Genomic DNA, 12,151 nt, shown 5'->3' on the forward strand with positions numbered 1-12,151 from the left:
TGGCTGCGCGCCCAGTGGCGCTTGGGGATGACCCTCATGCGGCCGCTCCTGGTTTGTGCAATTGTCGGAAAGCGAGCAACATCTCGTGACAAACACACTCCAGGAGACCTCCATGCCCAAACAACTGAGGATGGCCCACAAGCTGTGGCTGGCTGTGATTCTGATCGTGGTCATGCTGGTCGCCGTGGTGGGGTTTGCGGCCTACCGTTCGGCCAAAGTGCAAGCCCAGGCCGATGCCGTGAGCAAGGAGATGGAGGCGCGGGTGCAGGCCGCCCTGCGCTGGTCGGGGTTGACCGAAACCAATGCCGCGCGCACCCAGGCGCTGATCGTGAGCAACGACCCGGCGGTGGAGGCCGAGTTCAAGGACGTCATTGCGGCCACCTCGGCCCAGATCAGCGAGGTGCAGAAGTCGCTCGAATCCATGGCCCTGTCCGACGCTGACAAGGCCCAGATGAACAAGATCGCGGCCGCCCGCAAGGCCATGATCGACCTGCGTGGCGAGGCCCGCAAGCTCAAGGGCGACGGCCAGCAAGATCAGGCCGTGACGCTGATCAATCAGAAGTACAACCCGTCCGTGGTGGCCTACCTCACGGCACTGCGCGAGTTCGTGGCCCAGCAGCAGAAGAACGCCGCAGACACGCAGGCAGCCATGGCGGCCGAGCGCATGCTCACCGTCAAGATCGCGGCGGTGGCCGTGGCCCTCCTTCTGCTCGCCATCATCGTGGGGGCGTATTACCTGATCGGCAGCATCCAGCGGCCGCTGGCGCAGGCCCATGGTCTGGCCGAGCGCATTGCAGGCGGCGACCTGAGCCAGCAAGAGTCCGTCACGCGCGGCGACGAGTTTGGCGATCTGTTGCGCTCGCTCTATGCCATGAGCAACGCCCTGGGGCGCATGGTGCACCAAGTGCGCCAGAGTACGGACAGCATTGCCATTGCCAGCGCCGAGATCGCGACCGGCAACCAGGATCTGTCGGCCCGCACCGAACAAACCTCCAGCAACCTGCAGGAAACTGCCGCCGCGATGGAGGAGTTCACCAGCACCATCCAGCAGAGCGCGGGCAGCGCCCAGCAGGCCAGCAGCCTGGCTGCAGGCGCCACCGGCGTAGCGCGCCGGGGCGGCGAGGTGGTGACCCAGGTGGTGGCCACCATGGAGGACATCAACCACAGCAGCAAGAAGATCGCGGACATCATCGGTGTGATTGACGGCATTGCGTTCCAGACCAACATCCTGGCGCTGAACGCCGCCGTGGAGGCCGCGCGGGCTGGCGAGCAGGGGCGTGGCTTTGCCGTGGTGGCCAGCGAGGTGCGCAGCCTCGCGCAGCGCAGTGCCGAGGCGGCCAAGGAGATCAAGCAGCTCATCAGCGCGTCGGTCGAGAAGGTGGAGACCGGCTCACGCCTGGTGTCTGACGCGGGCACGACCATGACCGACATCGTGCAGTCGGTGCAGCGCGTGACCGACATGATCGGCGAGATCACCGCCGCATCGTCCGAGCAGAGCGCGGGGGTGTCGCAGGTCAACAAGGCGATCAGCAACCTGGATCAGATGACCCAGCAGAACGCCGCGCTGGTGGAGGAAAGCGCTGCGGCAGCGCAGAGCCTGCGCGAGCAGGCCGACCATCTGGCGCGCGAGGTGTCCATGTTCAAGGTCAACGCCGCCAGCTACGGCCCAGCCCAGGCCGCCATTGGCGCTGCGCGCGGCGCCGCCAAGGTCACCGCCAGCCTGTCTCCAGCCCGCGCAGCTTCTGCGCCTGCCGCTAGCGGTACTACCGCTTCAGCGGCCCGCATCAGCACCACCGGCACTTCTGCCGCTCTGGCCAAGGCGCCCGCTCCCTCATCGGTCGCCAAGACAGGGAGCCAGAAAAACGCGAAGCAGGGCGCTGCGGCGGGAGCCGAGGAGGACTGGGAATCCTTCTGACGGGTGTTGGGATCGCACCGGTCTCGAGTCAGCGCGCACGTCGCCTTTTGCACACCCCGGTAGCGGGTCTGGCGGACCGCAGGCAACGAAAAAAACCCTTGGCAGCGATGCCAAGGGCTTTTTGCTGGAGGTCTGAAGGTCAGGCCAGTTCAGCGATCAGTTCGATCTCCACGCACGCGCCCAGGGGGACTTGGGCCACGCCAAAGGCGCTACGGGCATGCACGCCCTTTTCGCCAAATACCTGGCCCAGCAGTTCGCTGGCGCCATTTGTCACCAGGTGCTGCTCGGTGAAATCGCCGGTGGAGTTCACCAGGCTCATCACCTTGACGATGCGCTTGACCCGGTTCAGGTCGCCACCGCTGGCGGCTTGCAGCGTGCCCATCAGGTCGATGGCGACGGCACGTGCGGCCTGCTTGCCTTCTTCGGTGCCGATGTCGCGGCCGAACTGTGCGGCCCAGGGCTTGCCGTCCTTGCGGGCGATGTGGCCGCTCAGAAACACCAGGTTGCCGGTCTGCACATAGGGCACGTAGGCGGCGGCGGGCACCGACACGGGGGGCAGGGTGATGTTGAGTTCTTTCAGCTTGTCGTAAACGCTCATGGTGGTCCTCGTTAGGAAGTGCGGGTGGATAGACGAGGGCAGCCTGGTGCGCAGGCCGCCGAGCGCGGTAAGTGTTACACAGCACCTCGCCCCCGCGCCGATGGGGCAGCCCCTGGCGGCGCATTAGCATCAGTGCATGTCCACCATAAGCGCCCCTAATGCCGCGCCACTGTCCGCCACAGGCCAGGGGGTGGAGGGGCCGTTGCCCCCGCGTCCGTGGCTGCTGCCCGCTGTGTTGCTGGGCGTGGTGGCCGGGGCTGCGCTGCAACTGCAGCAGCCCGCGCTGTGGTCTGCGGCGGCCTACGGGTGGTTGTTGATGGCTGGCCTGCTGCTGGGCGGTGGTGCGGTGGCTGCCGCGCGGGCGCACCCCGGGCTGCGCCGGGCTCGCAGTGTGATCGCCATGTCGCCCTGGCTGATGTTGCTGGCGGGCGCGCTGGCGATGGCGGGCAGCACCGGCCTGCGGGCCGTGGCCTACCAGGCCCAGGCGTTGCCTGCCGCACTGGAGGGCAAGGACCTGCGCATCACCGGCGTGGTGGCCGCCATGCCGCAGGTCAACGAGGCAGGCACCCGCTGGCGCATGGCGGTGGAGTCCGCAACGCTGCAGGGCATACCCGTGGCCATGCCGCCGCAGATCGACGTGGCCTGGTACGGCGGCGCCTTTGGCGGTGGGGGCGAGGCGCTGGACCTGCAACGCCAGCCCGCACCTGTGCGGGCGGGCGAGCGGTGGCAGATCACCGTACGCCTGAAGGCGCCCCATGGCCTGCGCAACCCGCACGGCTTTGACTACGAGCTGTGGATGTGGGAGCAGGGCGTACAGGCCACAGGCTATGTGCGCGCGGGCCCCAAGGACGAGCCACCGGTGCGTGTAGCCGCCACCTGGCAGGTCCCGGTGGAGCAACTGCGCCAGCGTGTGCGGGACGCCATCATGGAGCGTCTGGTGTTTGGACAAGACGGGGCGGGCAATGACTCCATCGACACCACCCGTACACGCACTGCAGGCGTGGTGGCGGCACTGGTCACGGGGGACCAGCGCGCCATCGACCGTGCGGACTGGGATGTGTTCCGCGCCACCGGGGTGGCCCACCTCATGAGCATTTCGGGCCTGCACATCACGCTGTTTGCCTGGCTGGCCGCGTTGGTGGTGAGGGCGCTGTGGCGGCGCTCGCCCCGGCTGAGCCTGGCGGTGCCAGCGCAGTCCGCCGCGCTGGTGTCGGGTGTGCTGCTGGCCACAGCCTACGCGCTGTTCAGCGGCTGGGGCGTGCCCGCACAGCGCACCGTGACCATGCTGGCCATCGTGGGGCTGCTGCAGCTGAGCGGGCGCCGCTGGCCCTGGCCGCAGGTGTGGCTATTGGCTTGCGGGTCCGTGGTGTTGCTGGACCCGTGGGCATTGGCGCAGGCGGGCTTCTGGTTGAGCTTTGTCGCGGTGGGCGTGCTGTTTGCTACCAATCCGATAGCTGCTGAGGCAAGCGATACTGGCGCTACAGGCCGTTTTTATGCCTTGGTACGTGAACAATGGGTGGTCACGCTCGCGCTCACGCCCCTGGGCTTGCTGCTGTTTGGCCAGGTGTCGTTGGTGGGTTTTGTAGCCAACCTGGTGGCCATCCCCTGGGTCACGCTCGTGGTCACGCCGCTGGCGCTGGGCGGCGTGCTGTGGGCGCCGTTGTGGAGCGCGGCAGCCCTCAGCCTGCAGCCGTTCACCGCATGGCTGCAGTGGCTGGCGCAGTGGCCCTGGGCGGCCGTGTTTTTGCCCGCAGCGCCGCTGTGGGCGGGCGTGGCGGCGGTGGCTGGAGGCGCGCTCTTGGCCATGCGCCTGCCCTGGCGCCTGCGTTTGCTGGCGCTGCCTTTGTTGCTGCCGGTGCTGTGGTGGCAGCCCGCGCGGCCTGCAGCAGGGCAGTTTGAGCTGCTGGCCGCCGACATTGGCCAGGGCAATGCCGTGCTGGTGCGCACGGCCACGCACACCCTGCTGTACGACGCCGGGCCGCGCTTCAGCCGCGAGAGCGACGCAGGCCACCGCGTGCTGGTGCCGCTGCTGCGGGCGCTGGGGGAGCAGGTGGATGTGCTCATGCTCAGCCACCGCGATGCCGACCACACGGGCGGTGCGGCGGCTGTGCTCGCCCAGCAGCCCCGCGCCGAACTCACCGGCTCCATCGAGGCCGAACACGCCCTGCAGCGCTTGCGCCCCAGCCGCCCCTGTCTGGCGGGCCAGCGTTGGGAATGGGATGGTGTGGTGTTCGAGGTGCTGCATCCCCTGCCTGGCGATGACGCCCAAGGGGCGGCCAAGCCACCGCGCCCCAATGCGCTCAGCTGCGTGCTGCGCATTTCCGCCGCAGGCACCGAGGGTGCGACGGCCCTACTGGTGGGCGACATCGAAGCACCGCAGGAGCAAGCCCTGCTGGCGCGTGGCGCACCGGTGCGGGCCGATGTGCTGCTGGTGCCACACCATGGCAGCAAGACCTCGTCGTCGGCAGCTTTTCTGGAGGCCGTGCAGCCGCGCACCGCTTTGGTGCAGGCAGGGTATCGCAACCGCTTTGGCCATCCGGCGCCAGATGTGCTGCAGCGCTACCGCGCGCGCCAGATTGCGGTGGTGGAGTCGTCGCGCTGTGGCGCGGCCCGGTGGTCCTCGTCACAGCCTGGGCAGGTGGCCTGCGAACGCGACACCGGCGAGCACTACTGGCAGCACCGCATGGTGCCACGGGACGACTGAGTCGGGGCCCATGGCGCAGCGCTGCCAGGGGTGTTGTGCGGGGGCGGGCTCACAACTTGCTATCCTGACTGCAGGAGGCCCGTTCATGCAGAAATTTGACGAGATGTACGCCATGCTGCCGTTTGATGGCAGCGACGTGCGGGAACACTACAAGCGCTACGCGCAATGGTTGAGCAAACAGCCCCCTGACGTGATGCAGGCCCGCAGGGCCGAAGCCGAGATGATCTTCCGGCGCGTGGGCATCACCTTTGCCGTGTACGGCGCCAAGGACGAAGGCGGTGCAGGCAACGAGCGGTTGATTCCTTTTGACCTGATCCCCCGCATCATCCCTGCCCATGAGTGGGCCAGCATGCACCAGGGGCTGGTGCAGCGCGTCACGGCGCTCAACCGCTTCATCCATGACGTGTACCACGGCCAGGACATCATCCGCGCCGGCATCGTGCCCGCCGACCTCATCCTGAACAACGCGCAGTACCGCCCCGAGATGGCCGGCGTGCATGTCCCGCAAGACATCTACGCGCACATCGCCGGCATCGACATCGTGCGCGCCCCCGATGCCCAGGGCAATGGCGAGTACTACGTGCTCGAAGACAACCTGCGCGTGCCCAGCGGCGTGAGCTACATGCTCGAAAACCGCAAGATGATGATGCGGCTGTTCCCCGAGCTGTTCAGCCTGCACAAGGTGGCGCCCGTGGCGCATTACCCCGACATGCTGCTCGAAACCCTGCGCGCCAGCGCCCCGGCCACGGCCGATGAGCCCACGGTGGTGGTGCTCACACCCGGCATGCACAACAGCGCGTATTTCGAGCACGCCTTTCTGGCCCAGCAGATGGGTGTGGAGCTGGTCGAGGGGCAGGACCTGGTCGTCAAGGACAAGTTCGTCTACATGCGCACCACGCGCGGCCTGCAGCGGGTGGACGTGATCTACCGCCGCGTGGACGACGACTTCCTCGACCCGCAGGTGTTCCGCCCCAATTCCACCCTGGGCTGCTATGGCCTCATGGAGGCCTACCGCGCGGGCAATGTGGGCATCTGCAACGCCGTGGGCACGGGCGTGGCCGACGATAAATCCGTGTACCCCTACGTGCCCGAGATGATCCGCTTCTACCTGGGCGAAGAGCCCATCCTGAAAAACGTGCCCACCTGGATGTGCCGCAAGCCGGACGACCTGCAGCATGTGCTGGCCAACCTCAAGGACCTGGTGGTGAAGGAAGTGCACGGCGCAGGTGGCTACGGCATGCTCATCGGTCCAGCCGCCACGCAGGCCGAGATCGAGGACTTCCGCCGCGCGCTGATTGCCAACCCTTCGGGCTACATCGCGCAGCCCACGCTCAGCCTTTCCAGCTGCCCCACCTATGTGGAAAGCGGCATTGCCCCGCGCCACATCGACCTGCGCCCCTTTGTGCTCAGTGGGCGCGAGGTGCAGATGGTGGCTGGTGGGCTCACGCGCGTCGCACTGCAGGAGGGATCGCTGGTGGTGAATTCGTCACAAGGTGGTGGCACCAAGGACACCTGGGTGCTGGGCGAGGGCCGCAGCACTGCGCCCATGACACAGTCGCAGACTTTGGGCGGCATGACCCAAACGCAAGGAGGGTTCTGAGATGCTGAGCCGCACCGCCGACCATTTGTTCTGGATGTCGCGCTATACGGAGAGAGCAGAAAACGCCGCCGAAGGCGGGGTTTCACTACAACACAGCCAGCGTGCGCAGCACGCGCGGGGTTCTCTGCCCGGGGAGGAAAAATGCTAAGTCGCACTGCCGATCATCTGTTCTGGATGTCCCGATATACAGAGCGGGCAGAGAACACCGCGCGCATGCTCAATGTGAGCTATGAAATGTCCCTGCTGCCGCAGTCCGCTGACGCGGCGCAGGCGGGCTGGGAAGGCCTGCTGTCCATCAGCGAACTGATCCCGGCCTATACCGCCAAGCACGGCGAAGTCACGCCCGCCAACGTGCTCGAATTCATGGTGCGCGATGGCAACAACCCGTCGTCCATCCTGTCGTGCCTGCGCGCCGCGCGCGAGAACGCACGCGCTGTGCGCGGTGCGCTGACCACCGAGGTGTGGGAGACCCAGAACCAGACCTGGCTGGAGTTGCACCGGCAGCTGGAAGGCGGCGCCTTCGAGCGCGACCCGGGCCAGTTCTTTGAGTGGGTGAAGTACCGCTCGCACCTGTCGCGTGGCGTGGTGCTGGGCACCATGTTGCAGGACGAGGCGTTTCACTTCTTGCGCATGGGCACCTTCCTGGAGCGGGCGGACAACACGGCGCGCCTGCTCGATGTGAAGTTCCACGCCGTCAAGAACGACTTCTTCGGCCGCACCAGCGACCGCAACCAGGAGAGCGACTTCTACCACTGGAGCGCCATCCTGCGCAGCGTGTCGGCGTTCGAGGTGTACCGCAAGGTGTACCGCGATGTGATCACGCCCGGCCGCGTCGCCGACCTGCTGATCCTGAGCCGCGACATGCCGCGCTCATTGCACGCGTGCCTGCGCGAGGTGGTGGACAACCTGGCTGTGCTTGCCAACGGTCAGTCTGCCGAGACCAGCCGCAGGGCAGGGCGCCTGCTGGCCGACCTGCAGTACGGCCGCATCGACGAGATCCTGGCGACGGGCCTGCACGCGTTCCTCACGCAGTTCCTGGACCGGGTGAACGACCTGGGCGGCGGGATCAGCCGCGATTTTTTGGTGACCTCGGGCGACTGAGAGCGCCCTGAAAACGGCGTAGTGCGTGGACTGGTTCAGTCCTGCGCGTTGCGCCGCTGGTCGCGCAGCATGAAGAGGTAAAGGCTTTCCACCTTTTCGCGCGCCCACGGCGTCTTGCGCAGGAACTTGAGGCTGGAACCCACGCTGGGGTCGATCTGGAAGCAGCGGATGGGAATCTGCCGCCCCAGCTCGTCCCAGCCAAAGTAGTCGGCCAGGCCCACGACCATGGCTTCGAGTGTCACGCCGTGCAGGGGATTGCGCGGCTGGGCGGGCTTGTTGGCCGGTGGGGCGGGTGGCGGGGTCTCTGGGGTACTCATGGTGCCAAGCATACAGACTGGGAACGTGTCCAAGCTCTGGTTGCGGTCCCGTCATTTGCTGCAGACGAGCAACCCACTGGTGCCGCTGCAGGGATGGCCGCGCCAGACCACGGTTCCCGTCAACCTCAGAAGGGCGACGCAAAACGGCGCAAAGTGATAGTCAGGCTTTGCGCTGCAGATGGTCTTCCCGCTGAAAAAGCTCGGCCGCCCAGTCCACAAAGGCGCGTACCTTGGCGCTCAGGTGCCGGTTGGGGGGGTACACCACATACACGGGCAACAGGGGCTGGGTCCAGTCGGGCAGCAGTTGCACCAGGGCTCCGCTGGCCAGGTAGCGCTGGGCCTGCCAGCTGGTGATCTGGCCAATGCCCAGGCCCGCCACGATGGAGGTGACGTAGGCGTTGGCCTCGTTCACGCTTAGCTGGTAAGGGCCGGTGATGTCGATGGACTCATCCCCCCGGCGAAACTCCAGCGGGTAGTGCCGCCCGCTTTGGGGCGAGAAGTAGATGACGCTGGCGTGTTTCTCCTCGATCTCCAGCGGGTGCGTGGGGGTGCCCTTGCGCTCCAGGTAGGCGGGTGCGGCTGCGGTGATGAACTCCAGGTTGCCAATGCGGCGCGCCACCAGCGACTGGTCGCTCAGCTCGCCGCCCCGGATCACGCAGTCCACGTTGTCGCCGATCAGGTCCACCGTGCGGTCGCTCACACCCAGGTCCACCTGGATGTCAGGGTAGCGGGCGTGGAACTCCGCCAGGTGCGGAATGATGAGCAACTGTGCCACCGATGTGCCCACGTCGATGCGCAACCGCCCGCGCGGGTTGGCGCGCGCGTTGGTCATGCTGGCCTCGATGTCGTCCAGGTCGGTCAGCAGCCGCACCGTGCGGTCGTAGTAGGCTGCGCCGTCGGGCGTCACCGTCACGCGGCGCGTGGTGCGGTTGAGCAGCTTCACGCGCAGTCGCTCCTCCAGCGCCTGCACATGCTTGGTCACCGTGGCTTTGGGCAGGTTCAGCGAATCTGCTGCCCGGGTAAACGTGCCGGCCTCCACCACCCGCACGAATATGCGCATGGCCTGAATCTGGTCCATGGCTTCTCCTTGAGTCTTCAGCACCCAGATTGGGTGCTGAGGAATTCTCACACGGGCACCCTGGTTTGATTGTTGAGCTTTTGGAAACAGTGCGGTGGTGTTTGACCTGTTTATCAGAAAAGCCCAAGCCACTACATTTCATCCATCGTCAACCGATCCTCCACCTCATCACCTACCTACTGGGTACCTGCCATGCAGCCCGACCACCCGTCCTCGTCCTCTTTGCCCACGCAGCCCGCTGCGGCGCCTGCCAAGGCGTCTGGTGTGGCTTCGTCCGTCTGCACTGATTCCACCATTGAGGTGGCCCAGGGGCAGGACGTGGCCGTGCGCATGTACGGCCGCAAGAAGACCGGCCACACGTCGCCGGTGGTCGTGCACTTCCATGGCGGGGCCTTCATGTCGGGCGACCTGGACAACGGCTGCACGGTGGCCTCTCTGCTGGAGAGCGCCGGGGCGGTGGTGGTGTCGGTCGCGTACCCGCTCACGCCTTTTCCGCAGCCGGTGGACACGGGCTATGGCGTTCTCAAGTGGGTACACAAGCACCGTGCCAAACTGGGTGGGCAGGGCGCGTCGGTGTATCTGGCCGGCGAAGAGGCCGGTGGCAATCTGGCCGCTGCCGTGGCGCTGATGGCGCGCGACCAGTCGCATCCCCCGCTGGCCGGACAGATCCTGCTGTCTCCGATGCTGGATCCTTGTGTGGGTACCGCGTCGCTGCGCGAGGCCACGGGGGACTCCACGGGCTGCAAGTGGACCGAGGGTTGGCGCAACTTTCTGCGCTGCCCGCGCGATGCCGAGCACCCCTATGCGGTGCCTGCCGGTGCGCAGCGCCTGGCGGGGCTGCCCCCCACGCTGATCCTGGTGGGCGACACCGACCCCATGCACGACGAGGCGCTGGCCTATGCGGCCCGGCTGGAGGCCGCCGGCCTGCCGGTCACCCGCCATGTGTTCTCCAAGAACCCTCAATGGCCCGATGCCCTGCTGCAGACCGGCCCGCACGAATGTCCGTGTGCGGCGGGGGCGCAAGAGCAGTTCCGGCAGTTCTTTGCCGCCACGCGAAGTCCGGTGCCGTCCTGACGACGGCCCTGACACCTTCTCACACCCCTGACTGCTGCTGACCTCCACCCCCGTGGAGGCAGAGAAACGCGGGCTCTGCGCGAGCCTCATTCACTTTTTGCACCTTGATTTCCGGCCTGGCGTGCCGGAGGGGAAGCGCTTGCCTGGCGTTACTCGCTCCGCACGTCCTGCGGCCCACGCTAGCCATTCAAACAACACGGAGGAAAGAACACACCATGCATGCATTCCTGATCACACCGGCCTGCGGCGACTGTCACAGCGCACCCGGCTGCACCGTCTTTTGACGATGCCCCGCAGGCCACCCTGTTGTTTGTCGCCGGGGTATTGACCTTTCCACCGTGTCATTGCCGAGACTGCATTCCGCCCCCTTTGCATTGACCCCTGCCGAGCGCAGCCCACAGGCGCAAGCGCACGGCAGACCCATTTCACAGCGTGCTTCACAAGGGCACACCTACTGATCGAAAGTGACCATGAACTTCCCATCCTTCTCCAAGTTCTCCCAGCGCCGCCCCCTGGGTCTGGCCACCCTTGCCACGGCCGTGACGGCCACCGTGGCGGCTGCCGTGCTGGTGTTCCAGGCACCCGTCGCGCAGGCAGATAGCGCCCCCGCCGCACCGCCCGCCATGCCGGTGTCGGTGGCTGCCGTGCTGCAAAAAGACATCGCCCTGTGGGACGAGTTCTCCGGCCGGTTGGAAGCCGTGCAGCGCGTGGACGTACGCCCCCGCGTCTCGGGTGCTGTGCAGGCCGTGCACTTCCGCGAAGGCTCGCTGGTCAAGCAGGGCGACCTGCTCGTGACCGTGGACCCGGCTCCCTACGCCGCCGAGGTGGATCGCGCTGAAGCCCAGGTGGTGGCCGCACAGGCCCGCCTGTCGTACACCCGCAGCGAGCTGGAGCGCGCCTCGCGCCTGCTTGAAGAAAAGGCCATTGCCCAGCGCGAGCACGACGAGCGCCTGAACGCCCAGCGCGAGGCCGATGCCAACCTGCGCGCCGCCCAGGCCGCGCTGCAGACCGCGAAGCTGAACCTGTCATACACCCAGGTGCGTGCCCCTGTGGCGGGCCGCGTGGGCCGCATCGAAGTCGCCGTGGGCAACCTGGTGGCGGCCGGTGCGGGCGCCCCGGTGCTGACCACGCTGGTGTCGGTCAGCCCCATATACGCGAGCTTCGACACCGACGAGCAGATCGTGGTGAAGGCGCTGGCAGACCTGCAAAGCGGCTCCAAGGGCCACAGCGCCCGCCAGCTCATCGAGCGCATCCCCGTCCAGATGGGTACGGGCACCGCGGGTAGCACGCCCCATGTGGGCAAATTGCAGCTCATCGACAACCAGGTCGATGCCAAGAGCGGCACCGTGCGCGTGCGCGCCGTGTTCGACAACGAAGACGGCTCGCTGATCCCTGGCCAGTTCGCCCGCATCCGCATGGGCCAGGCCCGCAACACGCAGGCGCTGCTGATCAACGAGCGTGCCGTGGGCACCGACCAGAACAAGAAGTTCGTGATGGTGGTGGGCGAAGGCAACAAGGCCGAGTACCGCGAGGTCACCCTTGGCGCGCCGATTGACGGCCTGCGTGTGGTCACCTCAGGCCTCAAGGCGGGCGAGAACATCGTCGTCAATGGCCTGCAACGCGTGCGCCCCGGCGCTGTGGTGGCGCCACAGCCTGTGCCCATGACCGCCAAGGCCGAGATCGCGGGTGATCGCAAGGAAGCCAAGAACAACAGCAAGTCGCCCGCCGCCTGAGAGCGCGAACCAGCGACGCAAGGAATTAGCA

At 66.8% G+C, this 12,151-nt stretch carries 10 protein-coding genes; 7 read left to right on the forward strand and 3 right to left on the reverse strand.

All coding sequences use genetic code 11. The features are described from left to right. The first annotated feature begins 112 nt into the window (after positions 1-112). A complete protein-coding gene (locus tag ACOYR4_RS07865; RefSeq protein WP_422849159.1) occupies positions 113-1,915 on the forward strand; it encodes a methyl-accepting chemotaxis protein in 1,803 nt (600 codons plus the stop codon). A gap of 139 nt (positions 1,916-2,054) precedes the next feature. Here ACOYR4_RS07865 and ACOYR4_RS07870 read toward each other — a convergent pair whose 3' ends face one another. Further along, positions 2,055-2,513, reverse strand: a complete 459-nt coding sequence (locus tag ACOYR4_RS07870; protein ID WP_422849160.1) for a RidA family protein — start codon at positions 2,511-2,513, stop codon at positions 2,055-2,057. Between the two features lie 136 nt (positions 2,514-2,649). Here ACOYR4_RS07870 and ACOYR4_RS07875 point away from each other — a divergent pair, with 136 nt between their 5' ends. The 4 genes from ACOYR4_RS07875 to ACOYR4_RS07890 all read left to right on the forward strand — a co-directional run bounded on the left by ACOYR4_RS07875 (position 2,650) and on the right by ACOYR4_RS07890 (position 7,918). Further along, positions 2,650-5,217, forward strand: a complete 2,568-nt coding sequence (locus tag ACOYR4_RS07875) for a DNA internalization-related competence protein ComEC/Rec2 (protein ID WP_422849161.1) — start codon at positions 2,650-2,652, stop codon at positions 5,215-5,217. An 85-nt stretch (positions 5,218-5,302) separates the two neighbouring features. Further along, positions 5,303-6,817, forward strand: a complete 1,515-nt coding sequence (locus tag ACOYR4_RS07880) for a circularly permuted type 2 ATP-grasp protein (protein WP_422849162.1) — start codon at positions 5,303-5,305, stop codon at positions 6,815-6,817. A 1-nt stretch (position 6,818) separates the two neighbouring features. Further along, complete coding sequence (locus ACOYR4_RS07885) at positions 6,819-6,965, forward strand: alpha-E domain-containing protein (RefSeq protein ID WP_082753467.1); 147 nt, start codon at positions 6,819-6,821, stop codon at positions 6,963-6,965. Continuing rightward, on the forward strand, positions 6,959-7,918 hold the full coding sequence (locus tag ACOYR4_RS07890) for an alpha-E domain-containing protein (RefSeq protein ID WP_209817071.1): 960 nt from the start codon (positions 6,959-6,961) through the stop codon (positions 7,916-7,918). The genes ACOYR4_RS07885 and ACOYR4_RS07890 overlap by 7 nt, the downstream gene beginning before the upstream one ends. A 35-nt stretch (positions 7,919-7,953) precedes the next feature. Here ACOYR4_RS07890 and ACOYR4_RS07895 read toward each other — a convergent pair whose 3' ends face one another. Both ACOYR4_RS07895 and ACOYR4_RS07900 read right to left on the reverse strand, forming a co-directional pair. After that, on the reverse strand, positions 7,954-8,235 hold the full coding sequence (locus ACOYR4_RS07895) for a VF530 family DNA-binding protein (RefSeq protein ID WP_209817070.1): 282 nt from the start codon (positions 8,233-8,235) through the stop codon (positions 7,954-7,956). A gap of 160 nt (positions 8,236-8,395) precedes the next feature. Beyond that, complete coding sequence (locus ACOYR4_RS07900) at positions 8,396-9,313, reverse strand: LysR family transcriptional regulator (protein ID WP_422849163.1); 918 nt, start codon at positions 9,311-9,313, stop codon at positions 8,396-8,398. Between the two features lie 192 nt (positions 9,314-9,505). On the opposite strand from ACOYR4_RS07900, the gene ACOYR4_RS07905 reads away from it, so the two are divergent. Then, positions 9,506-10,387, forward strand: a complete 882-nt coding sequence (locus tag ACOYR4_RS07905) for an alpha/beta hydrolase (RefSeq protein ID WP_422849164.1) — start codon at positions 9,506-9,508, stop codon at positions 10,385-10,387. A 470-nt stretch (positions 10,388-10,857) separates the two neighbouring features. Beyond that, positions 10,858-12,120: an efflux RND transporter periplasmic adaptor subunit gene (locus ACOYR4_RS07910; protein ID WP_422849165.1), complete on the forward strand. Its 1,263-nt coding sequence runs from the start codon at positions 10,858-10,860 to the stop codon at positions 12,118-12,120. The last annotated feature ends 31 nt before the right edge of the window (positions 12,121-12,151 follow it).

It is taken from the genome of Acidovorax sp. M14 (assembly GCF_049331375.1).
Taxonomy (GTDB): domain Bacteria; phylum Pseudomonadota; class Gammaproteobacteria; order Burkholderiales; family Burkholderiaceae_C; genus Acidovorax.